We start from the raw sequence: 24613 nt of genomic DNA on the forward strand, positions 1-24613 counted from the left end.
GGGTGAATAATTGCTCAGGAAATAATGGGAGAGGGCAATGATGAATTTATTAATCAAGTGGGTGTTTATATTTGGGTTTACGGTGTTCAATTGTGCTGGGGTGATGGCTGGGGAAAGTTCAGTGTCATCGGTGCCACGGAACATAGTGCTTAAACCCAATGCCACCGAAGGTTATGCGCAAACCATGCGTACACCTCCCGTGGTAGAGGTAAATACTGATACCATGATTATAATTTTGCCTCCCTTGGAAATTTTTCGGGAGATGGAGATATTTTTAGATCCTCTCTCGAATTTATTTTTTGATGATGATGATGTGGTATTTGTTAATAGTTTGTAAGAGTTTGATCCCCCCTAGCCCCCCTTAATAAGGGGGGAATGTAGCTTGTGGTAGTGTTGGTGGATAGCTCTAGTTCTTGGATTCTTTCTAGGGCTTCTAGGTAGCTGTCTTTGTCGTTACGGTGGAGGTATGCTCTGGCGGCTTGGAAGAGATCTTTTTGGGCGGAGTCTAGGTTGCCCATTTGATAGTGGGTTAATCCTCGATTGTAGATAGCGTCGTAGTAATGGGGATTGAGGATGAGAGTTTGGTTATAATCAGCGATCGCCTTTTGGTATTCACCCAGATAAAAATAACTATTGGCACGATTATAATAAGCACGATAATAATTAGGATCTAGGTTAATGGCTTGGTTAAAGTCATCGATTGCCCGTTGGTGATCGTCGTCAAGACTGAAAAGGTTGCCTCGGTTGAGATAGGCTGGGATATAATCGGGAGCTAATTGTAGGGTTTGATTGTAATCGGCGATCGCCCTTTGGAATTGATTAAGACGCTCAAAGGATAGACCACGATTATAATAAGGCTCTGGCACAAAAGGAGAAAGAATGATAACTTGGGAAAAAACCTCGATGGCAGATTGATAGTTTCCCGATTCTCCTAGATTAACTCCCTGCTCAAATAAAACCTCTGGCTGAATTTCAAGCTCCGCCCCTAAAGGCTTAATAGAAGTTAGTAGAATAAGCAAAGAAACCGATAAAGAACCAATGGAAAAAGTAATATACTTAAACAGTAATTTCATGACCAAACTATCACCAACGGAATAGCTCAATTCTAGCCCGAAAACAAGTCTTTGAAGATTGATGTTTGTGAATCACCTACCCTATAATATTGCCACTACTCCCGTAGATATTTTTTTAGTTCAAGAAACAGAAATTAATGGCGATCGCCCCAACGACCTTAACCAAAATACCGACGAACTATTTGAGAGAATATTTAATAGACCTAGACCCACAGGACTACAAAGAATTATCGTACCACTATTCATCAACGATCAACCCCAAGGAGAAATAGTTGTTTTTGTTGCCCTAGGAAATGGAGATAATCTGGAAATAGTTGCCACCACCCTACTCAGTCGCATCAGAGAATATGTACGCCCCGATGTCCAAGAAGCCCTAGAACAATTGGTGGGCGATAGTGATAACCTTACCATCAACGGCATCCAGTCCACAGGCATTGATGGATTTTTTGATGGGCAACAATTACAACTAAGACTACAAATTCCCCCAAATTTACGTAGAACCATCGTTTACGGCTCAGGAAACCAAAATTTGCCCCCAGGGGCAGAAAATGCCATTAGACCAGCTTCTCTGAGCGGTTTTGTGAATCTCAGGGGCAGACAATCCTACCTTTGGAGTGGTAGTGGTAACCTCGGACGAGAAACCTTTGGGCTGGGCGTAGATGGAGCAATCAATTATCGAGGCTGGGTATTGGAAGGCAGTGGCACCTATAGCGAAGGGGCAACCCCCTCCTTTGTCAGGTCTGATATTCGCTTGGTGAGGGATGACCCCAACAACGGTATCCGCTATGTCATGGGGGATTTATTCAGCTTCACAAGGGGTTATCAAAGTTTTGTTCCCATGGGAGGCATCGCCATGGTGCGCAATTTTTCTTTGCAACCATACCTTGTCACTGTACCCACAGGACAATTTGAATTTTTCCTCGAGCGCCCCTCCACGGTGGGAATATTTGTCAACGGCTTATTGCGACAAACCCTACAACTTCCTGCGGGAACTCAGGATATTCGTAATTTTGCCCTCAGTACAGGACAGAATAATATTACCCTACAAATTACCGATGATGTGGGACAAGTGCGCAACCTCTCCTTTTCTGCACCCCTCGCCTCGGACTTATTGGCGGTGGGTTTAAGTCAATTTGGGGTAGGAGTGGGTGTACCCTCTTTTAGTGAAGAAGGCACCCGAAATTATGATACGTCTCGCCCCATTGCCACGGGCTTTTATCGCCAAGGTATTGCCCCTAACCTTACCCTAGGAGCTTATTTTCAGGGGGCGAATGTGCAACAGTTATTTGGCTCGGAGGGCGTTTTAGCAACCAATTTGGGAAATTTTGGTTGGGATATGGCACTGAGTAACAATCCTGTGGGGGTTGACCATAGTTTTCGTCTCAGGTATCAATATTTACCCCTCACCACGGCAGGGCGTAGGGCGCCTAATTTTGGTTTTAATGTGGAATATCAGGGGCCTTTTTTTCAGCGGTTTGGTAACTTGAGCATTGGTAATCCTGACAATGTTTTTAGTGATTCTGTTAATACGGTGGCGTGGAATTTAGGTGTTAATTATGGACAAAGATTAACCGATAATTTAGGGGTTAATTTTAATGTCGGTTATCAAATAGGAAGTTTAGATAATCCTGATGGTTATCGAGGGGCGATCGCCCTTAACACCAGATTAAGTAGTAATATGTCCTTAAACGTTAACCTTAGCCATCGTTGTCAACAGTCGGGGGAAGATGATACTCAGTTGAGGGTAAACCTATTACAAAGCGGTAGAAACCAGTCTATCAGTGCTAGAAATACCCTAACCACCGAAGGAGAAGGCACCACGGAAGTAAGGTGGAATCGCCGTAATCCCAACACCTTCAACAGTATTAATAGTAATCTCACCCTTAATCTTAATCCCCAGCCCCGCAGTTTTGGCTCTCGTTTAGGCTTGGATTATCGTACCTTTTTTGGTAGTCTCAATTTTGCCCATAACTATGATCAAAGCCAACAAAGAAGTAATCTTAACTTTGATACCGCTTTTGTTTTTGCAGGGGGGCGTCTTGGTTGGACTCGTCCTGTGACGGATAGTTTTGTGATTATTGCCCGTAATGATAATTTTTCAAATCAATCTATTGTGGTTAATCCTAGCACAAGGGGACACATTGCCGAAGCAGGAATTTTTGGACCCGCTGTGGTGCCAACTTTAAGCTCCTACTCTCTGAGCAATATTCGCATTGATGCCCCTGATTTACCCCTCGGTTTTGATTTGGGAGAATCGGCTTTTACCCTTTACCCTACCTACAGAAGTGGTAGCGTTATTGTGGTGGGTACTGATGCTACTGTGTTTGTCAGGGGTACTTTACAAGATGGGGAAGGAAATCCCATTGCCCTTCAAGCAGGGGAAGTGATTTCCCTTTCTAATCCTGATTTTGAACCTTTAACCTTATTTACCAATCAGGTGGGGTGTACAGTAACAAATTAAATGACGTGATAACAAATTATTGTCGCTGAAAGTAAATACTTCTAAAATCTTTGTGCATAAAGCATCACTACTTATACTTCCCTAAATCAGGTTTGATCGTTTTTCAAATTAAATTAACAAATTAAGTGTCGTTTTTCTGAAATATAACAAATTATATGTCATATAATAAATATTAATCTACTATGTATTAATAAAACATTTATGTAGGAGTTATGGGGATGGATGACCAATTTTCCGATGCACCAGAATTAATAACTCAACTCTCTCCCGAAGAACAGAAAATAGCTGATGTCATTGAAGACTTACTGGAGCCGTGCGATCAGGCGAAGCCTGCCACTTCGTGACCGCAAAACTTATGGGGAAAAGTTAAAACGAGCATCAATCCAATTGAATAAGTCAGTTCGCACTATCCAAAGATATGTCAAACAATGGGAAAAAGATGGTTTGCATGGCATCGCCCAAAATAATCGAGCAGATAAGGGATCTTATAGAATTGATAGACGATTGCAGGATTTTATTGTTAAGACTTATCGGGAAGGCAATAAAGGTAGTCGAAGAATTACTCCCAAGCAAGTTTATTTACGGGCATTCGCTCAAGCCGAGAATTGGGGTATCAACCCTCCCTCTCACATGACGGTGTATCGTATCCTCAATCCAATTATTGCTGAAAAAGAAAATAAGAAAAGGGTTAGAAGTCCGGGGTGGAGAGGTACAAGGTTAGCTGTATCCACCAGAGCAGGGACAGATATTAATGTGGAGTATAGTAATCATGTGTGGCAATGTGACCATACTCGAGCTGATATTCTTCTCGTAGATAAATTTGGTGAATTATTAGGCAGACCTTGGCTAACCACAGTAATAGATACTTATTCTCGCTGTATTATGGGTATACATCTTGGTTTTGATGCCCCTAGTTCTCAAGTGGTTGCTTTGGCTCTACGTCACGCTATTTTACCCAAAAGTTATAGTTCTGACTATGGACTACACGAGGATTGGGGAACTTATGGTAAACCTGAGTATTTTTACACTGACGGCGGTAAAGATTTTCGTTCTAATCATCTTCAACAAATCAGCTTACAGTTAGGTTTTACTTGTCATTTACGCAGTCGCCCTAGTGAGGGTGGTGTGGTAGAACGTCCTTTTAAAACCTTGAACACGGAGGTATTTTCTACTTTACCAGGATATACAGGTGGTAATGTTCAAGAACGTCCAGAGGATGCGGAAAAGGAAGCCTGTTTAACGTTGAAAGATTTGGAGAAACTAATTGTCCGCTACATTGTGGATAACTACAATCAACGTCTTGATGCTCGTATGGGAGAACAAACTCGTTTTGTGCGTTGGGAAGCTGGATTACTTTCTGTGCCACATATTCTTTCTGAACGAGAGTTAGATATTTGCTTAATGAAACAGTCACGGAGAAGAGTGCAAAAGGGTGGTCATCTCCAATTTGAAAATCTGATTTATAAGGGAGAATATCTCGCAGGTTATGAAGGAGAAACTATCATCATTCGCTATGACCCTAGGGATATTACAAGCATTTTAGTATATCGTCGTGAGAATAATAAAGAGGTTTTCCTGACTCGTGCCTATGCGGTGGATTTAGAGTGTGAGTCTTTATCCTTGATCGATGCGAAAGCTAGTGCTAAAAGAGTAAGAAATGCTGGAAGAAGTTTGAGTAATCGTAGCATTTTGATGGAGGTAGAGGAACGCTCGAACTTTACAGTGAAGAAAACGAAAAAACAACGACAGAAAGAGGAACAAGAACGAGTCAAGCCTTCCATACCTTCCCCTGTCTTGAAAACAACGGAACTAGAAGATGAGCCTTCTGGTTTTTCTGATGATCATTGGGTGGAGGTTGTTGACTATGAAGAACTACAAGAAGATTTCGATTTTTAGGGGTTAGCCATGAAAGCGGAAAATGTAGCAGAACAATTGGGTAAGATTGATGTCCCTGAAGCAAATCTACAGGAGGAGATCAAAAGATTAGAGGGTAAAACGGTGGTAAGTTTAGAGCAAGTTGCGATACTTCATGAATGGTTGGAAAGTAAGCGTCAATCGAAACAGTCTTGTCGAGTGGTGGGGGAATCTCGTACGGGGAAAACTATTGCGTGTAATTCTTATCGTTTGAGACATAAGCCAATTCAAGAGAAGGGTAAACCTCCTCAAGTTCCAGTAATTTATTTACAAGTACCCCAAGAATGTGGAGCAAAAGATTTATTTCAAGGAATTATTGAACACCTCAAGTATCAGATGACTAAGGGTACGGTAGCTGAAATCAGAAAAAGGGCGATGACAGTATTGCAAGGATGTGGTGTAGAGATGATCATTTTTGATGAGGCAGATCGCTGTAAACCAAAGACTTTTGCCGAAATTCGGGATATTTTTGATCATCTCAATATTGCGATTGTTCTTGTGGGTACAGATCGTTTGGATGCGGTAGTAAAGAAGGATGAGCAAGTTTATAATCGTTTTCGGGCTTGTTATCGGTTTGGTAAGTTAGGGGGAGAAGAATTTAGTCGTACTGTCAACATTTGGGAGAAACAGGTGTTGAAGCTACCTGTGGCTTCTAATTTAACGAATAAAAGGATGTTGAAATTGATTGGGGAGGCGACTCAGGGTTACATCGGGATTATGGATATGGTTTTGCGTGATGCTGCAATTCGTTCTCTGAAGAAGGGACTTAACAAGATTGATTATGACACTTTAAAGGAAGTTGTACAGGAGTATAAATAATGGAAATTGAGCCTTGGTGGTTTACCGTAACACCTTACGAGGGTGAAAGCATCAGTCATTTTTTAGGTCGTTTTCGACGGGAGAATGTGCTTACTGTTTCTGGTTTGGGCAAGATAACTGGACTCTACGGGGCGATCGCCCGTTGGGAGAAGTTTCGTTTTAATCCTCCTCCTTCCCTTGAACAATTGGAGAAGTTAAGTGCGATCGTACAAGTGGAGGTAGCAACCTTACAAACGATGTTTCCTTCTGCCCCTATGAAAATGACTCCTATTCGTCTTTGTTCGGTTTGTTATGGTGAAAAGCCTTATCATCGCATGAAATGGCAGTATAAGGAGATTTATAAGTGCGAAAGGCATCAAGTAAAACTGTTATCGGAATGCCCTAATTGTGGGGCAAGATTCAAGTTTCCTGCTTTATGGGTTGATGCTTGGTGTCATCGGTGTTTTACCCCTTTTGCTGACTACACATAAAAATAACTATCCTGAAAAGTTTCTAGCAAATTTTGTTAAAATTCTTTGGCTAGGATGTGCAGAAAGACTCACTAATTTATTAACTAAAGCTACAGGGAATAAAGCAGAATCATACATATCACAATGTAACTTCTCGACATTATCAAGTATTATTTGTAAATTAGGTAAATTATTAATGGTTGGATTTTTCTTAAGTTCTCTAACAGGTACTGCAACAACATACATTTGTCCATTTCTCGTTTTAAAAATAACTTTATGTCCATAATTGCTAGTAGAAGCATAAGGACGATTAGGATCACCTGTTCCTGATAAAATACAGCGATAAATATAATCATCGCTCAAAATGAGTGCTTTTCCAAGTTCTAATTTGTTTTGTATATCTTGAGCGTGATCAACAAAAGCACCACTTTTTTCTAATCCAGCTAATAAAATATTTTGTTTATCAAAAAGCCAGTTTACTAAATCCTGCATTGCAACATGAAGTTGTGCAGTTTGTCCAAAAAAGCCAGTTGAACCATCTTTAATAAATAAAACTTTTTTAAGCATTTGTGGTTGTTTATTATATAATAATCGAATCAAATGAATAATAATTAAATGTTCAATTACATTAAGTAAATAACCTAAAATACCTGCTGCTCCTGTTTCTTCGTCAATAACTTCATGAAGACGAAAAATATCAGTTAAATAAATTTTCCCGCCAGTTTCAGGACAATTAAAAGTATAATCTCTATTCATTTTATCTTCTGACAAAAGAATTGGATTACCTTCTAAAGTTAATGGATTTGTTGCCAGGTTATAAGATTTGTCGTTTTCTGTTCTTTGTCCTTGCTTATATTTACGAAACACAAACCATGCTAAGGTATCTATTAAACTTTTATCTTCATCTAAATTATTGTTAAGGAAAAATTCATAAATTGCTTTTAATACAGTACCTTTTAAGGTCTGACTATCTTTAAAGCATAAATTACGAGTAGGTAAAGCTAATTTTAAACGTTGTATATTTTTTAATTTAGCCATATCTTTAGGATCAATAAAAGCTGATGCGTCAATTTCTGCTAAATCATCTAATTTAAAAAATAATGCTCCAAACTGCAAAAAATGAATAGTTCGTGAAGGAAAGTCTTTATTTAAAACTACTTCTGTATAACCTCCATCTACAGCAATAATAGCTTCTACAGGATTATTTTCAGGAGGTTCAAAATCTTTTATCAATTCTTCAATAGAAACTCCATCAACTTGAAGTGGTTTTTCCATTCTTTCCATAACTGCTTTAACTTCAGGATCATTGATAATGTGATGATGTGAAGCTTTACTAGCACTTTCAAAAGGACGGCGGTTATTTTTACTTGTATATCCCATAATATTTGACCTTAATAAAATTTTATTTTTCTGGAGGAAAGCGATCTATTTGAACAGGAATAACAAAAGGGTTGCTGTAAGTTTTCATACGTACAAAACCTTTATCTGTATCTTGACTAAAGCGAATTAAGCTTTCGGTAAAGTCACTAAAATCATAATATTTTCTCAATTCTCTAATTTCATCTTCATTGTTCAAATGAGATATAAACCAGTTTTGAGTAGATTTTAAAATGTTGCTACTAATAGAGCTTACTTCTTGAGTTGCATAGATTAAACCGAGATTTAATTTAGCTCCTTCTTTAGCCAATCTATTGTAAATCTGAGATAAATCTTTATCATCTTTTTTAGGGAAAAGATTATGTGCTTCTTCAAAATAAAATTGAATAAAATTGTTAGGACGAGTGCTAGTAAAACGACTGATCGCATCGGTAAAAATTCTTTGACATATTCTTTCACTAAACATTGATTGTATTTCTGCATTGCCAAGCGAAAGATCAACAATAACAATTTTACCTTGTCTTAAATTGTTTAAAATATCTTGATCAAATGGTTCTTGTTTAGTGCTAGTATGTTGTTCTTTAACTGGATTAAAGATACGAAATCCTGCACAAAGAGAACTTTTACCAGAATTTGTTTTACGAGTTAACATAACCAACAAAGCTTTTAAATCTTCATCTGCCCATTCTTTTCCATCATGACTTTGCCTATACTTAGAAAACGTATTATTGGGATCTTCAGCATAAATGTCCCATAAAATTTCCCACCAGTTAGCCGCTTCTTCTAAAGTTAATCCTGAAGAAGGATTAATATTTGGATTTACGTCATTACGAACATCTTGATTGGCTGAAAATTTCACTCTAAAGTTACTGTTGTTATTTGTAACTTTAAAACCAGCTTTATAGAGACAGCATAAATACACAGCAACTTTTCTATCATAACGAGCTTGTGCTGAATGATTTGTTTGATAATCTTCAGGTTTACTTAAATCTACTGATTTAAAATTCATTGCAAATCTTGTTGTATCTTCCGCAATCGTAGGATAGCTTTTAATTAATTCAAAACCATTTTCAATTTCTTCATAGAAATTAACTTTCATTTCCCTAAAACCTTCTTTGGGAACTGTGGAATACCTAACAGTTTGTTCTTGGTATAAATCAAAAATTGCTGTACCTTGATCTTGAAGATTAGGGTTAGCATACTCTCCATTAATATCAAAAATAATTTGCCCAATTGGATATTTAGGATTATTATCTTCTGTTAAAGGTTTAAGCACTTCTTCTGGTGTTTCTTCACTTTTATCTAACTCAAGAGGTGCATTATTGCTCATCTCCACACAAGCTTGAATTATCTTTTTAACTGTGTTGGATTTACCTGTTCTTGTCATACCAAAAAGAGCCGTTCTTTTTCCAGCAAAATCAGGTGCTTGGACATAAACAATAACATCTTTTTCTAGTTGCTGAAAACGGCGACTAGAACTATAACGAACTTTCCCAATTTTTATATCTCCAGAACCTCCTGGTGTTCCATTTTCTCTGTAATTAACAATACCTTTTAAAATATCCGCTGAAGGTTTGATAACGGAGTAATTATGAGAGCTATAAAAATTTTCTAAATCAGCACCAAAACGAGTTTTTCCATTCTCATCAATATAAAAAGAACCTAATATTGAACACTCTAACCCACTAAAAGAAAACTCATAACGAGTAAAAGTATCTAGCTGACTTTTTTTGGTTTCTCCAGTTTGAATATCATCTTTGTAATATTCAACCATACTACTAATAACCTCTTGATCTGTTGGTAATCTTGTTGGTTGAATAACTCTGAGTAATATTGCTTCACAATCATTTTTTTGATCAAGTTCATTATCGTAATAAGCTAATAAAAAACACCCTTGAGGAATACCTTTAGCTTGTTGTTTCCAAGCATCAGCTACTAAAATTTCTGCTTTGGTATAACTCAGTCGAAAAGGACGACCAACAAATGTACCTGTTTCCCAGTCGCTAGTAGATTTATTACGTTTAAAAAGATCAATCTTAATTAAATCATTAGTAATTCCCATTTTTGCAAATCTCCAAAATGCTATTTAGATGTTTTTGTTGTTTTTAAGGCAGGATCTTCAAACCTAATTTTTGACTGTTCTACATATTTTTCCTCAGCATCTATAGCTAACCATTTACGATCTAATCTCGCAGCGGCGTATCCAGTTGTATTGCTTCCTGCAAAAGGATCTAATACCCAGTCCCCTGGCTCTGTTAAAAATTCGATAAAAAAAGCAGGTAATCCCATTGGCATTCGTGCTGGATGAGGAATAATATTTCTTTCTTTACAAGTTTTTGCAAAGAAATCTCTGGAATTACTATTTGAAAAAGAAAAAGCATTTGGTAAACGTACTTTGCGATTAGAATCCATTGCTTCTAATTCTAATAAATTATGGGCAATCGATCCGCCACAATCTTTTAGAAAGCTAGTTTCTCCTATTTTATGTTCAGAAGGTCTTTTCCCTGAATTATAGTTTCCTGTTTTCAGAAGATATTTCATACGATCACTATAAGGACGTAGAACTCTAGAATTATCAGCTTTCGGATTATCTGTTTTAGAGATCCACCATAAACGGGTATAGCTATCAACTGTTCTAATACGTTCAACCGTTACCCAATTGGCTGGAGAAGGTAAGCGAGAAGGATTGTAACAGACAAACTCCTGAATCAGACGCAAATCAGCATCAGGATGAGAAACAAAACCCATAAAAGATTGCAATGGTAATAAAGATTGAACTGGGCGTTGTGATTCCCAACTATTACCTAATTCAATAACGATAGAACCATTTTCTGTCAACATTTCCGAAAAAAGTGGGGCTAAAGCACTAAACCATTTTAAATATTCATCACCAAGCATATTCCCATAGCTTTTTTTACTATTTAATGGAAAAGGAGGAGATGTAAAAATTAATTGTATTTTTCCTTTTAATCTGCGAAAAGACCTACTATTAAGGATGGTTTCCGCTTTTCCAACATAATAACGTCCAGTTTTTTTCTTTTGAACAATTGTCACAAAGTTTAAATTTAAAAATATTTAACATATCCTATACATTTTATTCTAATAAAGGGAGTATTCTTGAATATTTTGATGAATAGTTTGAATCCATAAGGGAATAATTCCCCTTCCCCGCTCCAGAAGGGCGATCGCCCCTTCCTGTTCATAAGGCAATAAATCAACAGTACCATCACCAGCTACTACCATAAAACGCTTTTTACAACCACTATCAGTAAAATCAGGCTCTTTTGCCCTCAAATCATTGAGGATTTTTTGCACCATCTCCAGATTTAGCCCCACAGAAAGGAGATATACCATTACTGATACCTCCACCAACTCCACAGAAGAATAGTAGATTGTTTTTCCCGTACCCGAAGCACCAATAAAAGGTACAACAACTTCCTTATCCCTCCAATACTGTAATTGTCGGAGCGAACACCCTGTAATCTTTGATATATCTTTGCTACTAAAAAATACTTCCTGTTTCATAGCAACAATTATAAAATGATTTGTTATTATACAAATATGTTTTATTAAACATTATTGTCGATGCTATGAGTCTAATCACTATTCAATGTCGTTTGGTTGCTTCTGCTGATACCCGTCAATTTCTTTGGATGTTGATGAGTCAGAAAAATACTCCTTTGATCAATGAAATCTTCATGAGAATAGCAGAACATCCCGATTTTTCTGTGTGGAAAGAAAAGGGAAAACTGCCCAAAAATTTTCTTGCTCAACAAATTGCTGAACTAAAGGAAGATAAACGTTTTCAAGGACAACCATCTCGTTTTTACGCTTCTGTCCATAAGATGATTGACTATGTTTATGAGTCTTGGTTTACGATACAAGATAAAAATAAATTCAGACTTCAAGGACATACTCGCTGGTTAGAAATGTTGAAACCTGATACCGAAATTCTCCAGTGTTTTGATGGTTCTTGGGAAAAGTTACAAAATCAAGCCAAAAAGATTCTCGATGAGATTGATAGCACTCTTTCTCACACGCGTATTGTTGATAAGTTATTTAAGGAGTATGAAGCAACTAACGATCCTCGGATTCAAGGGGCGATCGTTTATCTAATCAAAAATGGTGCTAGTATCCCAGACAATAAAGTAGAAACTGAAAAAAAATACAAGAAACTCAAACGGAAAGTAGAGATTCAGGTTCATAAACTAAAAAAACAAATAGAAATTTCTGCTCCCACTGGCAGAGACTTAAATCAGCAAAAGTGGTTAGATACTCTCATTCTTGCTTCTCTTGCTTCTACTACGATGCCCCTCAATCAAGCTCAGTGCGATCGTTGGTTTTCCGCTCTGAAAAAAAATTCCCCTTCTATTCCTTATCCTGTCATTTATGAAACCAATGAAGATTTGAAATGGAGTCTAAGTGATCAAAACCGCCTCCATGTTCGATTTAATGGTTTAAGTGACCATACTTTTAAAATTTATTGTGATTCTCGTCAACTTCCTTATTTTCAGCGCTTCTACGAAGATCAAGAATTGAAAAAGGCGAACAAAAATCAATTTTCTAGTGCTTTATTCACTCTGCGTTCAGCGATGATTATTTGGAAAGAAGATGACGGAAAAGGGGAGTTATGGGATAAACATAAACTTTATTTACACTGTACTTTAGACACCGACTATTGGACTGTTGAAGGTACACAAGTAGTTGCTCAAAGAAAGCAAAAGGAAGTTTTAAATATTATTGACGGGATGAAAGAAAAAGATGATTTAAGGGATACTCAAAAAAAATTTATCCAACGCAAAGAAACAACTCTTGCCCGACTTAATAATATTTTCCCTCGCCCCGGTAAACCTATTTATCAGGGTAATCCGAATCTTTTTCTTGGAGTCGCTATGGGGTTACAAGAATCTGTTACCCTTGCTCTTGTTAACGTTGGTGAAGGGAAAGCAATTTTATACCGTAACATTAAACAATTGTTGGGAGATAACTATCATCTACTAAGAAGAAGAAGAAATGAAAAGCAAAAATTGAATCACCAGAACCATAAAGCAAGGAAAAGAGCTAGTTTTCAACAGAAAGGGGAATCTAATTTGGGGGAATACGTTGATCGTCTCATTGCTAAATCTATTCTCAAAATAGCTCAAGAATATAAAGTTTCAACAATCATCATTCCTCTATTAAGCCAGATGCGATCAATTACTGAAGCAGAAGTACAAGCTAGGGCTGAGGAGCGAATACCTGAGTATAAAGAAGGGCAAAAAAAATATGCCAAAGATTACCGTGTACAAGTCCATCAGTGGAGCTATGGTCGATTAATTGATAATATTAAGGCTAATTCCGCCAAGGTAGGTATTGTCGTAAGAGAGGGCAAACAGCCTAAACAGGGAACATTTACTGATAAAGCACTACAGTTAGCTTTGAGTATCCAACAGAATATTACTGAGGGTAAAATTCCCCGAAACACAAAATTTTGAGCTAGAATAAATCAAATCGTGCCGTAAATCAAGTTTTTATCGACCTCTGTTTTGCGAAAATTTGGAGTAGTTTACTTTTAGTTAAAAGTTTGCTTTCTGCTCCTGCTAACTGATTGTCCCGATGCTGTCTATCTTCGGATAGAGAAAATAAGAGCACTCTCAGCAACAAGGATGCAGGTATCCTGTTCCAGCGGTTAGCAAATCACTTCCGAGCAAGGATGAGTTCTTTTAGAGAATTGAAAGCGAGTCTCGCCATCTGCTTAAGTGACATTAATCTGTTGTCACGTCATTTATTTTGTTAAGACGACACTAATGTGTTACCGATGACAAATAATTTGTTAATGTACAACCAGATTATAAAAACCATTGGTAGTTTATTTATGCGGATGGCGAGACTCGAACTCGCAAGGCCGAAGCCACACGCCCCTCAAGCGTGCGCGTATACCAATTCCGCCACATCCGCAGGATACAATAACATATTATAGCATATCTGCTTTAAAAAATCCAGACAAATCTCTCATAACAAAAATATATCCCTCTTTTGTCAGTCTCCGATAATCTTGGAAATTGCTAAACTCTAAAAGTCTTTCTCTATATGCGATCGCCCGATTATTTGTTACTTTAAAATAAAAGATGACTCAAAATTAAGAAAAGTAAATTGTAGTATATGTAATCTTTCGATTATAAGAAGTTATGAAATTAATTAATAGTAAGAAAAAATGGAAAGTGACAAAAGAGGGCTATTCTCCGGCTAAACGAAAAACCATATTTAAAATTAGCAATGCCCTAAAGGGTTTATGTTTTATTCAGCGCACCTTAACCTCCACTAAGTCTTAAATTTAATAATTCTTCCTGCGTTAAAGATAGCAATTAAGGCCACTCCTACATCAGCAAAAATAGCTTCCCAAAGACTTGCTAATCCTACGGCTCCCAAAATGATAAATAATCCTTTAATACTTAGGGCGAAGCCAATATTTTGCCAGACGATTTGACGAGTTTTTTTGGCAATGGCGATCGCCTGAGAAACTTTAGAAGGCATATCTGCCATAATTACCACATCAGCAGTTTCAATGGCGGCATCGGAACCTAATGCACCCATAGCCATACCCACATCTGCCAAAGCGATGACGGGGGCATCATTAATACCATCCCCGACAAATGCTACTTTGGTTTTTTGTTTACTGGCTTGGTGTAAAATCCCCTCTAAAGCACTGACTTTATCTTCTGGTAATAATTGAGCTTGATAGTTAATTATCCCCAACCTTTGAGCGATGGAGTTTGCCACTAATTGATTATCCCCTGTTAGCATCACCACTTCAATGCCTTGGGATTGTAAATGTTGCACCGCCATAACGGCATCGTCTTTTAACTGATCTGCTACGGTTATATAACCGACATATTCGTTATCAATGGCTGTATGTACCGTCGTACCTTGTAGGGTACAGACTTCTGGAGGATGGAAAATATTTTCTCGGTGGAGAAGGCGATCGCTTCCTACCAATATTGTTTTATTATCTATCTGGGCGATGACACCATGACCCACAATTTCTTGATAGTTGCTAACGGAAATATTATTAACAATCTGATCATATTCTTCTACAATGGACTTAGCCACGGGATGATTAGACTGAGATTCAGCCATAGCAGTTAGTGCCAGTAATTGGTATTTTGATAACCCATTATGAGTAACTATATCCGTCACTCGAAAATTTCCCTTCGTCAAAGTACCTGTTTTATCAAAAACAACGGTTTTCACTTGGGTTAAGGCATCTAGGAAAGTCGAGCCTTTTACCAAAATACCGTTTTTTGCCGCACTACCCACACCCCCGAAATATCCCAAGGGAATACTAATAACTAAACCACAGGGACAGGAAATAATCAATAAAATTAAAGCTCGATAAATCCATAGTGGCTGGGTTTGACTGCCAAAAATCAGGGGGGGAATAATTGCCACTCCAAGGGATAAAAACACCACTACAGGGGTATAGTATCGAGCAAACGTACTAATAAATTTTTCGGTTTCTGCTTTCTTTCCTTGAGCATTTTCGACTAAATCCAATATCTTAGCAATGGAAGATTCGGCGAAGGGTTTTGTGGCTTTGGCCGTTAATGTGCCTGATTGATTAATGGAACCTGCTAGAATAAAGTCTCCTTCTTTAACTATTTGAGGAATGGATTCCCCCGTTAAGGCGGAGGTATCAATTTGAGAGCTACCATTAATGATTTTTCCATCAAGGGGTATTTTCTCCCCTGCTTTGATGATGATAATATCTCCTATATTTACATTTTCTGGGGAGACTATTTCAATACCTGTATTTGTTTTTAGGGTAGCTTGATCGGGGCGAATTTCTAATAAAGATTTGATGGAGTTGCGCGATTTTCCTACGGCGTAGTCTTGAAATGTTTCACCGATTTGATAAAATAACATTACTGCCACTGCTTCTGGTATTTTGTGAAGGGCGATCGCACTGAGACTCGCTACCGTCATGAGGAAATTTTCATCAAAGATTCTTCCCTTTAATATATTTTTTCCTGCACGAGTGATAACACCCCAGCCACTGAGAAGATAAGCTGTAAGTAAAACCACATATTCCCCCACAAAGTAAGGGGTGTCGTGAAGTTCATCATAAAATACTAAACCGATAGAAAATAAAACTCCAGAAATGACCATTGGTATGGAGTCTTTTTTCCAATCAAATTCTTTGCCTTGATTTTGATTTTTATTATCCTGTGAGCAACCGCAATTTGTTCCCATAATATTTTAATCTGAATACATGAGCATTAATTCAATAATATATAAAAATTGGTGGAAAAAATAAAAGATAAAAGCGAAGTTACCAAGAAATAGTGAGAAAAAAAATAGGGACGTAATATATAATTACATCCCTTCCCTCGTCGTGAAAATACCCAGTAATTATTTGTTAGGCTGGGGAGTCATGCGTAAATAGGGTTTGATTTCGGTAACACCTTTAGGAAACTTCTGTTTAGCTTCTTCGGTGGGGATAGAGGGTACAACTACACAATCATCACCATCTTGCCAGTTGGCAGGGGTTGCCACTTGGTGATAGTCGGTTAATTGTAGAGAGTCGATAACTCTTAAAATTTCGTCAAAGTTACGTCCTGTACTAGCAGGGTAAGTGATGGTTACTCTTAACTTTTTGTTAGGGTCGATGATAAATACACTTCTAACGGTTAAGTTATTTAAAGATTTAGGGTGAATCATGCCGTATAAATCGGCTACAGTGCGATCGCCATCAGCCAAGATAGGATAATTAACGGTGGTATTTTGAGTTTCGTTAATATCACCAATCCATCCCTTATGGGATTCCACATCGTCCACACTAAGGGCGATCGTTTTTACGTTGCGTTTTTGGAACTCAGATTGTAAACTAGCCACAGTACCTAGTTCAGTGGTACATACAGGAGTATAATCGGCGGGATGAGAAAAAAGAATTATCCAACTATCTCCAGCCCAATCATAAAAATTAATTTCTCCCTCGCTAGAGGCTTGAGTAAAGTTAGGAACGGTATCCCCTAATTGTAATGTCATATAAAATTTTTCCTACAAACTAAAACAAAGATAAATTAATACATCCCCATACTAGAGGCAATAATCGAAACTGTTTCATATTTTACAATTATTCATGAAAGTACCGAAAGATTATTTAATTCATCTTTACAAATCTTTACCAAACCTTTAAGTATGAGGGGTATTTCACTGATAAAATCAAAATTAACTCATAGCAATCTTACCCAAAATATAGCATTATTATTCAATGCTAGGGATTAGAGATTAAAAATAAAAATGAGCAAAAAAAGCCACCATAAGATGGCAGAATTGTTCATTGGTAACTGGTCAAGGTAGTAATCCTAGACGAGGGAAAATCACAAAATCTCAAGTACATATTAAAAAATTATCTTAAATTTGGAGGTTCATTTTCATGAAACTATGGCAAAGTATTACCGCATATTTTAGTGTTCTTGTGGTTGGTTGTGCCTTATTATTTGCTCAACCCGCCCAAGCATTGGATTTTAATGCGATTAGTCAACTAAGCCCCCGTATCGTAGCTGTAGAAGGCGATCGCCGTAACGCCGCCGATGAATTATTAACCACTGAATTTGGTCAAAAAATTGATGTTAATAATAGTGACATCCGAGACTTTCGTGAACTAAGAGGATTTTATCCTAAATTAGCCAGTATGATCATTCAAAATGCCCCTTACGAAGAAGTAGGAGATGTTTTAGACATTCCAGGCCTAAGTGAGAGACAAAAAGAAAGATTACAAGCTAACATCGATAAATTCAGCGCCACCCCCCCTGCTTCAGTATTCAACGAAGGTGACGAACGCTATAACGCAGGTGTTTATTAAATAGGCTTTTTATTTCAAATGAATAGGTGGGCAATGCCCACCTTTTTTGTGTTTACAACCATTGCAAACTGATAACTAAGTTATCCATTTTGTGCCATATCCATCAAAATTTGATGGGTACTATGTTCAATTTCTCCTTCTTTGGGGCGACGTTGAATATAACTGCCATCGGTTTGTAATTCCCAACTTTGGCGATTATCCGAAAGCATAAGCCCTAATAATTCCTCCAATTGTTTCATCAATTTTGGTTCCTCAACAGGAGTAATAGCCTCTACTCTCCGAGATAAATTTCTGGTCATCCAATCGGCACTACCGATATAGATTTCCTCCTCACCGTTGTTATGGAAATAAAAGATACGAGAGTGTTCTAAAAATCGACCGATAATACTAATAACCTTAATATTTTCGCTCACCCCTTCCATACCTGGCCGTAAACAACAAATGCCCCGAATAATCAAATCTATTTTTACCCCCGCTTGGGAAGCCCGATAAAGCGCCTCGATAACAGCTACATCCACTAAAGAATTCATCTTTGCCACAATTCTACCAGTGCCACCATCACGACAATGATTTGCTTCCCTTTCAATCATGGCAATCATGCGATCGCGCATAGTCACAGGAGCAACTAGCAACTTACGGAAAGCCTTTTGCTTAGAATAACCTGTCAAATAGTTAAACAAATCAGTCAAATCAGCACCCAAATCTTCTCGACAGGTAAACAAACCAATGTCAGTATAGAGTTTTGCCGTTTTTGGATTATAATTGCCCGTGCCAATGTGAACATAACGACGAATTTTATCCTCATCTTTGCGCACCACCAGCACAATCTTAGTATGGGTTTTTAAACCTACTAACCCATAAACCACATGGACACCAGCCTTCTCCAACTTCCTTGCCCAGAGAATATTATTTTCCTCATCAAAACGAGCCTTTAACTCCACCAAAGCCACTACCTGTTTACCATTTTCCGCCGCCTCAATGAGAGCCTTAATGATAGGAGAATCCCCCGAAGTACGATAAAGAGTCATCTTAATGGCCATCACATCTGGATCATGGGCTGACTGGGTAATAAACTCCTGCACTGTGGAAGAAAAAGAATGATAAGGGTGATGTACCATCAAATCGGACTTGCGAATCATGGCAAAAAATTCAGGGCTGATATGCTCATCTCTATCATCGTCTTGATCTAAAAGTAACTCTTGGAAATGATCAAACGGAGGGGGTACTACAGCACTCCAGCGATTATCTTTTAATTCTGGTAAAGGAAACCCCGTGAGGGCAAACAAATCATTTAAACCCAATAAACCTTCAATTTCATACACATCAATGGGCTGTAAATTTAGCCCCTGCATCAGCATTTTTTTGATGTTACTAGGCATGGAAGCATGAACTTCTAACCTAACGGGAGAACCTGCAAAACGTCTTTTTCTCAACTCCTGTTGAATGGCCAACAATAAATCATCGGCTTCATCTTCCTGTACTCCCAAGTCCGCATCACGGGTAAGACGGAAATTATGGTACTCTTGCACATCCATCCCCGGGAAAAGGGATTCTAAATTATGGGCAATTACCTGTTCTAGGGGTACACCTACCCAAAGTAAGTCCTGATGATTTTCTTCTCCCACTTGTCTCAGGTGTTCAGGGAAAGCAACAAAACGGGGTAAGGATTTAGGTACTTTTACCCTAGCAAACAATTGTGCCCCTGTGTCAGGATTTCTAACTAATACGGCCAAGTTTAAACTCAGGTTAGAAATATGGGGAAAAGGGTGACTAGGATCAACGGCGAGTGGGGTAAGAACGGGAAATATGTTACTTTCGTAGTAGTCGTGTAAGTATTTTCTTTGTTCTTGGTTGAGATCGACGAAATTTATTAGGTGAATGCCATGGTGGACTAATTCTTTTTTTAAATTGTATTCAAAATTGGCTACCTGTTCTTGTACTACGGGACGCAAATATTTTTGGATATTCTCCATTTGTTCGATGGGAGTGGAGCCGTCAAAGGTTTTTTTGGTTACTTCCGCTTCTATTTGTCGTTTGATAGCTGCAACCCTAACCATGAAAAATTCATCTAAGTTGGAACTGAAAATGGCGGTGAATTTTAGTCTTTCTAGTAATAAAGTTCTTTCGTCTAGGGCTTCGTGTAGCACTCTGCGGTTAAATTCTAGCCAACTTAGTTCTCTATTGAAATAGTATTTACTATCTCTAAGATCGATTTTTGTCTCTCTCATGGTTTCTGTTTCTGTCATGGTAGTTTCTATATACTTTGTTATTGGTTACTGCGGAGTAACTTTATATACTGATTGTTATAGTCTCTACTCATCATATCTTGATCAATAATTCTTCAGGTTATGATCTGATTAAGGGAAAATTGATTCCAAAGAAAAACCTCCGGGCGTCTTTCCATGTTTCGACTCCGAAGGCTTCTCATATTTAACTCCTCACCTAATCACTATTAAAATCCATTTAGGAACAACGGGAGATAACCTTGTGACACTTTCTTAACTGTCACAGGGTCTGGAGGATTATTGGCTGATTCCTTTGAGTTGGGCGAGGGCTTCAATGGTACTGGTGCGATCGCGCCTTAAGGGTTCTTGGGTAGCACCCACGGGCATTTGATCGATCTTGGCCATGGCAATGTCGAAACTTTTGAGGGCTTCTTCGAGGGCTTCCACGTTATTATCTCGCATACCTTTTTCCCGTAAAATTTGACCACGGAGGTAATGAATTTCGGGATTATTGGGGGTACTTTCCACCGCTTTATTAGCGAAAGTAAGAGCTTGATCAAAGTCTTTTAAGTCTCTATAGGCGATGGCAATACCCCTGTCCACTAAATATTGAGGACTGCCAAACTGTTGTAACTGACTAATGGCTTGGGAGGGGCTAGAAAAAGGGAGATTTACTGCCAAAATTAAATTAAAATAACCCTTAATCAAATTTAACTCAGGGTCATTACTATCAATTCTTTCCGCCTGTTCAAAATAGCGAAACACCGACTGTAACTGACCGATAGCCGCCATGGGTCCACTAACCTCGAACTTGTGAGCCCCTTGAAGAAAATTACCCACTGCGAGATAAATATTACTTCTGAGAGGATCTCCAAAGGCGATCCCCCGTGCCACTCTTACGGTTTCATCGGCATAGGATTTCATCGTAGCCCAGTCCTCCTCGGTATAGGCTAAAGAAGCCCGTAAAGCAGGAACTAAAGGATCATTGGTTTCCGATTGTTTCGCCTCATCCAATAATCTTTTGGCACGGGGATAATTACCTTCCTCGAAAAGAGCCTTAAAAGCCTGTTCTGTTTTATCTCCTATTTCACGGGGATTAGTTCTTCTAAAAGGATCTGCGGCCAAACTAGCACCCACAGAAAATCCCCAAGATAACATCGAAAGGGCGATCGTAGAGAAAATAAAAGCCCCTTGACGACGAACCCCAAAAAGAGAAAAAAACTTATTACTCTTATTTTGCATGATCAAAATACTGCCTCTTGAAGGAAAAATGTTAACAATACCTTTAGCAATTATCATAAAAGGTAAATATTGCTTATGATTGTAGCCTAAACTATGCTTTCCTTAAAAAATGTCGGTTATCACCCCGCCGCCACCCCTAGTCCTATCATTGAAAATATTAACTTTAACCTCGAACCCCAAAAACTAGGATTAATAGTTGGCAAAAGTGGCTCAGGCAAAACCACCCTTCTCGAAATCTTAGCTGGATTAGCCGAAAACACCAGCGGAAAAATTTTTTGGGAAAAAGAAGAAATCACCTCCGTCGAACTACAACAACTAAGCGGATTAGTATTTCAATTCCCCGAAAGACATTTTTGTGGCTCTAACGTATTAGAAGAATTACGCCTCGGACATCCCGAATTAAGCGCCATCAGGGTAAAAGAAGCCCTCACAGAAGTAGGTTTAGGACATCTAAGCTATGAAACCCCACCCCATGCCCTCAGTGGTGGACAACAAAGACGGTTATCCCTTGCCGTGCAACTGATTCGCCAACCCAGTATCCTATTACTAGATGAACCCACAGCGGGATTAGATTGGTTAATGCGCGATCAATTAGTAAATCTTTTGAGTAAATTAAAACAACATTGGACACTTTTGATCGTTACCCATGATGCTAGTGATTTACTCTCCATTGCCGACTACTGTTGGCGCATCGAAGCAGGAAACATTGAAGCGGTTTCGCCCTCTGATTTTACCGTTAAACCACAACTCCAAATGGATTTCCATAGATAATCCATACACTATCTCGATGAGCATATTCTATGAGTAGTGTCTTTACCTTTGCGATCGCCCTTACCTGAATATTACAGTAATCAATTTACCAATACCGTTTCGAATTTGATCAGCATTAACAGCATTACGATAAACTTTTAACAAGCAGGTGGTTTGTGCCAACTTACCTAATAATCCTAGTGTATCTGGTGGGGTTGGCACGGGTTTCGTGGGAGTGAATAGTACATCAATCTCCCTTTTTTCACTCATCATGGGGAAATTGAGACATCGTTTAGAACGAAATAAAATCTTAGTTGATCATTGACAGTAATGATATGTCACAATGATAGCGTTATGGATAAATCAAATAAATAATCCACATGGACAGTTTAAAATTATATGAATATGCTTGGTTAGTGCCAACTTTACCCCTACTCTCTGCAATGATAGTGGGTATTGGCTTAATCTCTTTTAACCAAGCCACTAATAAATTAAGGCAGGTTAATTCAATCTTTATTATCTCCACATTGGGAGCTTGTCTAACCCTTTCTGTGGCTCTGTTCTGGAGTCAGTGGCAAGGAGCAGAACCCTACACAAAAATGATTGAATGGGCATCAGCGGGAGATTTTTCCCTGAGTATGGGTTACACCATCGATCACCTTAGCTCATTGATGCTGGTTATCGTTACCACCGTGGCACTATTGGTGATGATTTACACCGATGGTTACATGGCTCACGATGAAGGTTATGTGCGTTTTTATGCCTATCTGAGCATCTTTAGTGCTTCGATGTTGGGTTTAGTAGTTAGCCCTAACCTTGTGCAAGTGTATATCTTTTGGGAATTGGTGGGGATGTGTTCTTATCTACTCATCGGTTTCTGGTACGATCGCAAAGCGGCCGCTGATGCTTGTCAAAAGGCTTTTGTTACCAATCGTGTGGGTGACTTTGGCTTATTACTGGGAATGCTCGGTTTATATTGGGCAACGGGTAGCTTCGACTTTGGCGAAATGGGCATTAGGCTTCATGAATTGGTTGTTTCAGGAGAACTTGCTGGATGGTTAGCAGCATTATTTGCGGTTTTGGTCTTTTTAGGTCCGGTTGCAAAATCAGCCCAGTTCCCTCTCCATGTATGGCTTCCTGATGCTATGGAAGGTCCTACCCCTATCTCCGCTCTTATTCATGCTGCTACCATGGTGGCCGCTGGGGTATTTTTGATCGCTAGGATGTACCCTGTATTTGAGCCTATTCCTGTGGCTATGGATTTAGTATCTTGGGTGGGTTGTTTTACTGCCCTATTGGGTGCAACTATTGCTTTGACTCAAAATGACATTAAAAAGGGTTTGGCATATTCCACTATTTCTCAGTTAGGATATATGGTAATGGCTATGGGTATCGGTGCTTATAGTGCTGGTTTATTTCACCTTATGACCCATGCTTATTTTAAAGCGATGCTTTTCCTCTGTTCTGGTTCTGTAATCCATGGTATGGAAGAAGTGGTCGGACATGAGCCTGTATTGGCACAGGATATGCGTTTGATGGGTAATTTACGCAAATATATGCCCATTACTTCTAGTTGTTTTTTGATTGGTACTTTGGCCATTTGTGGTATTCCTCCTTTTGCTGGATTTTGGTCGAAGGATGAAATTTTAGGCTTGGCTTTTGAGGCAAATCCTGCTCTATGGTTAATCGGCTGGTTAACTGCTGGTTTGACCGCTTTTTATATGTTCCGTATGTATTTCATGACCTTTGAGGGTGACTTTAGAGGTAAGGATCATCAAATTCAAGAGGAGTTGTTGGCAGCGGCGAATATTATTCCCACTGATGAAGGACATCACGGAGAAAAACCCCACGAATCTCCTTTAACTATGACTTTTCCCTTGATGATGTTGGCTATTCCTTCTATGTTGGTTGGTTTCTTGGGAATGCCTTGGAATAACCGTTTCGAGGAATTTATTGCTTCTCCTAATGAGGCGGTGACGGAAGTTGCTCACCATTTTGATTTGACTGAGTTTCTCATCATGGCTGGTAATTCTGTGGGCATTGCTTTAATTGGTATTACTTTGGCCTCTTTGATGTATAGCAGTAAGAAAATTGACCCCAGTGCGATCGCCTCTAAGTTCCCCACTTTATACCAATTTTCCCTTAATAAATGGTACTTTGACGAATTTTATGACAGTGTTTTTGTCAAAGGATGTCGCCGTATCGCTCGGGGCATCATGGAGGTTGATTACAAAGTGGTAGATGGTGCAGTTAACCTAACGGGTTTATTTACCATCGTCAGTGGTGAAGGTTTGAAGTATCTGGAAAATGGACGAGCGCAATTTTATGCCCTCATTGTTTTTGGTGCTGTATTGAGCTTTGTTATTGCTTTTAGTGTCATTGGTTAAACACTACGACAATTCAAATTAATATTAGGGGTGCAACATAGTTGCACCTTTTTTTGTGGCATTTTGTTCTGT

The 24613-nt window shown here is 38.6% G+C and carries 19 protein-coding genes and 1 tRNA gene; 10 read left to right on the forward strand and 10 right to left on the reverse strand.

Annotation, left to right across the window (positions count from 1 at the left end):
* Window positions 1-37 precede the first annotated feature (37 nt).
* A complete protein-coding gene (locus AA637_RS04480) occupies window positions 38-337 on the forward strand; it encodes a hypothetical protein (protein ID WP_446684069.1) in 300 nt (99 codons plus the stop codon).
* Here the strand turns inward: AA637_RS04480 and AA637_RS04485 are convergent.
* Window positions 324-1073 carry a tetratricopeptide repeat protein gene (locus AA637_RS04485; RefSeq protein ID WP_446684070.1) on the reverse strand — a complete coding sequence of 250 codons (750 nt, stop codon included), beginning with the start codon at window positions 1071-1073 and terminating at the stop codon, window positions 324-326. The genes AA637_RS04480 and AA637_RS04485 overlap by 14 nt on opposite strands.
* 61 nt (window positions 1074-1134) lie before the next feature.
* Here AA637_RS04485 and AA637_RS04490 point away from each other — a divergent pair, with 61 nt between their 5' ends.
* The 5 genes from AA637_RS04490 (at window position 1135) to AA637_RS04510 (ending at window position 6737) form a co-directional block, all read left to right on the forward strand.
* Entirely contained in the window at window positions 1135-3534 is a 2400-nt protein-coding gene (locus AA637_RS04490; protein ID WP_446684071.1) for a fimbria/pilus outer membrane usher protein, read from the forward strand.
* 218 nt (window positions 3535-3752) lie between these two features.
* Window positions 3753-3878, forward strand: coding sequence for a hypothetical protein (locus tag AA637_RS04495; RefSeq protein ID WP_446684072.1), 126 nt, complete (start codon window positions 3753-3755; stop codon window positions 3876-3878).
* Window positions 3879-3921: 43 nt separating this feature from the next.
* Window positions 3922-5430: a Mu transposase C-terminal domain-containing protein gene (locus AA637_RS04500; protein WP_446684073.1), complete on the forward strand. Its 1509-nt coding sequence runs from the start codon at window positions 3922-3924 to the stop codon at window positions 5428-5430.
* 9 nt (window positions 5431-5439) lie between these two features.
* On the forward strand, window positions 5440-6267 hold the full coding sequence (locus tag AA637_RS04505) for a TniB family NTP-binding protein (RefSeq protein WP_446684074.1): 828 nt from the start codon (window positions 5440-5442) through the stop codon (window positions 6265-6267).
* On the forward strand, window positions 6267-6737 hold the full coding sequence (locus AA637_RS04510; RefSeq protein WP_446684075.1) for a TniQ family protein: 471 nt from the start codon (window positions 6267-6269) through the stop codon (window positions 6735-6737). The genes AA637_RS04505 and AA637_RS04510 overlap by 1 nt, the downstream gene beginning before the upstream one ends.
* Window positions 6738-6743: 6 nt before the next feature.
* On the opposite strand, the gene AA637_RS04515 is transcribed toward AA637_RS04510, so the two are convergent.
* The 4 genes from AA637_RS04515 to AA637_RS04530 are packed head-to-tail and all read right to left on the reverse strand — an operon-like array spanning window position 6744 to window position 11618.
* The gene (locus AA637_RS04515; RefSeq protein WP_446684076.1) at window positions 6744-8096 is read right to left on the reverse strand and encodes a NurA domain-containing protein; all 1353 of its coding nucleotides are present in this window, start codon (window positions 8094-8096) and stop codon (window positions 6744-6746) included.
* A 22-nt stretch (window positions 8097-8118) separates the two neighbouring features.
* Window positions 8119-10155 (reverse strand): ATP-binding protein, encoded by a 2037-nt coding sequence (locus tag AA637_RS04520; RefSeq protein ID WP_446684077.1) that lies wholly within the window; start codon window positions 10153-10155, stop codon window positions 8119-8121.
* Between the two features lie 20 nt (window positions 10156-10175).
* Window positions 10176-11147 (reverse strand): DNA-methyltransferase, encoded by a 972-nt coding sequence (locus AA637_RS04525; protein WP_446684078.1) that lies wholly within the window; start codon window positions 11145-11147, stop codon window positions 10176-10178.
* Between the two features lie 45 nt (window positions 11148-11192).
* Window positions 11193-11618, reverse strand: a complete 426-nt coding sequence (locus AA637_RS04530) for a MerR family transcriptional regulator (RefSeq protein WP_446684079.1) — start codon at window positions 11616-11618, stop codon at window positions 11193-11195.
* 65 nt (window positions 11619-11683) lie between these two features.
* Here AA637_RS04530 and cas12k point away from each other — a divergent pair, with 65 nt between their 5' ends.
* Window positions 11684-13567, forward strand: coding sequence for a type V CRISPR-associated protein Cas12k (gene cas12k / locus AA637_RS04535; protein ID WP_446684080.1), 1884 nt, complete (start codon window positions 11684-11686; stop codon window positions 13565-13567).
* 381 nt (window positions 13568-13948) lie between these two features.
* Here the strand turns inward: cas12k and AA637_RS04540 are convergent.
* From AA637_RS04540 to AA637_RS04550, 3 genes are all read right to left on the reverse strand, one after another.
* Window positions 13949-14030 (reverse strand) — tRNA-Leu (locus AA637_RS04540).
* 363 nt (window positions 14031-14393) lie between these two features.
* Complete coding sequence (locus AA637_RS04545) at window positions 14394-16322, reverse strand: heavy metal translocating P-type ATPase (RefSeq protein ID WP_446684081.1); 1929 nt, start codon at window positions 16320-16322, stop codon at window positions 14394-14396.
* A 159-nt stretch (window positions 16323-16481) separates the two neighbouring features.
* The gene (locus tag AA637_RS04550; RefSeq protein WP_446684082.1) at window positions 16482-17117 is read right to left on the reverse strand and encodes a peroxiredoxin; all 636 of its coding nucleotides are present in this window, start codon (window positions 17115-17117) and stop codon (window positions 16482-16484) included.
* A gap of 391 nt (window positions 17118-17508) precedes the next feature.
* On the opposite strand from AA637_RS04550, the gene psbU reads away from it, so the two are divergent.
* Window positions 17509-17937 (forward strand): photosystem II complex extrinsic protein PsbU, encoded by a 429-nt coding sequence (gene psbU / locus AA637_RS04555; RefSeq protein WP_446684083.1) that lies wholly within the window; start codon window positions 17509-17511, stop codon window positions 17935-17937.
* Between the two features lie 80 nt (window positions 17938-18017).
* On the opposite strand, the gene ppk1 is transcribed toward psbU, so the two are convergent.
* Entirely contained in the window at window positions 18018-20183 is a 2166-nt protein-coding gene (gene ppk1 / locus AA637_RS04560) for a polyphosphate kinase 1 (protein ID WP_446684084.1), read from the reverse strand.
* 276 nt (window positions 20184-20459) lie between these two features.
* Window positions 20460-21404 carry a Sll0314/Alr1548 family TPR repeat-containing protein gene (locus AA637_RS04565; protein WP_446684531.1) on the reverse strand — a complete coding sequence of 315 codons (945 nt, stop codon included), beginning with the start codon at window positions 21402-21404 and terminating at the stop codon, window positions 20460-20462.
* A gap of 93 nt (window positions 21405-21497) precedes the next feature.
* Between AA637_RS04565 and AA637_RS04570 the strand changes: the two genes are divergently transcribed.
* Together AA637_RS04570 and AA637_RS04575 are read left to right on the forward strand one after the other, a co-directional pair.
* On the forward strand, window positions 21498-22175 hold the full coding sequence (locus AA637_RS04570) for an ABC transporter ATP-binding protein (RefSeq protein ID WP_446684085.1): 678 nt from the start codon (window positions 21498-21500) through the stop codon (window positions 22173-22175).
* Between the two features lie 359 nt (window positions 22176-22534).
* On the forward strand, window positions 22535-24541 hold the full coding sequence (locus AA637_RS04575; RefSeq protein ID WP_446684086.1) for an NAD(P)H-quinone oxidoreductase subunit 5: 2007 nt from the start codon (window positions 22535-22537) through the stop codon (window positions 24539-24541).
* Window positions 24542-24613 lie beyond the last annotated feature (72 nt).

This window comes from Cyanobacterium sp. HL-69 (genome assembly GCA_002813895.1).
Lineage (GTDB): Bacteria > Cyanobacteriota > Cyanobacteriia > Cyanobacteriales > Cyanobacteriaceae > Cyanobacterium.

Bases quoted from the DNA above. Each gene is read 5' to 3' on its own strand.
- psbU (WP_446684083.1), top strand. From the start codon at position 17,509: ATGAAACTATGGCAAAGTATTACCGCATATTTTAGTGTTCTTGTGGTT.
- AA637_RS04565 (WP_446684531.1), bottom strand. From the start codon at position 21,404: ATGCAAAATAAGAGTAATAAGTTTTTTTCTCTTTTTGGGGTTCGTCGT.
- AA637_RS04495 (WP_446684072.1), top strand. From the start codon at position 3,753: ATGGATGACCAATTTTCCGATGCACCAGAATTAATAACTCAACTCTCT.
- AA637_RS04485 (WP_446684070.1), bottom strand. From the start codon at position 1,073: ATGAAATTACTGTTTAAGTATATTACTTTTTCCATTGGTTCTTTATCG.
- cas12k (WP_446684080.1), top strand. From the start codon at position 11,684: ATGAGTCTAATCACTATTCAATGTCGTTTGGTTGCTTCTGCTGATACC.
- AA637_RS04575 (WP_446684086.1), top strand. From the start codon at position 22,535: ATGGACAGTTTAAAATTATATGAATATGCTTGGTTAGTGCCAACTTTA.
- AA637_RS04570 (WP_446684085.1), top strand. From the start codon at position 21,498: ATGCTTTCCTTAAAAAATGTCGGTTATCACCCCGCCGCCACCCCTAGT.
- AA637_RS04480 (WP_446684069.1), top strand. From the start codon at position 38: ATGATGAATTTATTAATCAAGTGGGTGTTTATATTTGGGTTTACGGTG.
- AA637_RS04550 (WP_446684082.1), bottom strand. From the start codon at position 17,117: ATGACATTACAATTAGGGGATACCGTTCCTAACTTTACTCAAGCCTCT.
- AA637_RS04490 (WP_446684071.1), top strand. From the start codon at position 1,135: ATGTTTGTGAATCACCTACCCTATAATATTGCCACTACTCCCGTAGAT.
- AA637_RS04530 (WP_446684079.1), bottom strand. From the start codon at position 11,618: ATGAAACAGGAAGTATTTTTTAGTAGCAAAGATATATCAAAGATTACA.
- AA637_RS04520 (WP_446684077.1), bottom strand. From the start codon at position 10,155: ATGGGAATTACTAATGATTTAATTAAGATTGATCTTTTTAAACGTAAT.
- AA637_RS04515 (WP_446684076.1), bottom strand. From the start codon at position 8,096: ATGGGATATACAAGTAAAAATAACCGCCGTCCTTTTGAAAGTGCTAGT.
- AA637_RS04510 (WP_446684075.1), top strand. From the start codon at position 6,267: ATGGAAATTGAGCCTTGGTGGTTTACCGTAACACCTTACGAGGGTGAA.
- AA637_RS04505 (WP_446684074.1), top strand. From the start codon at position 5,440: ATGAAAGCGGAAAATGTAGCAGAACAATTGGGTAAGATTGATGTCCCT.
- ppk1 (WP_446684084.1), bottom strand. From the start codon at position 20,183: ATGACAGAAACAGAAACCATGAGAGAGACAAAAATCGATCTTAGAGAT.
- AA637_RS04545 (WP_446684081.1), bottom strand. From the start codon at position 16,322: ATGGGAACAAATTGCGGTTGCTCACAGGATAATAAAAATCAAAATCAA.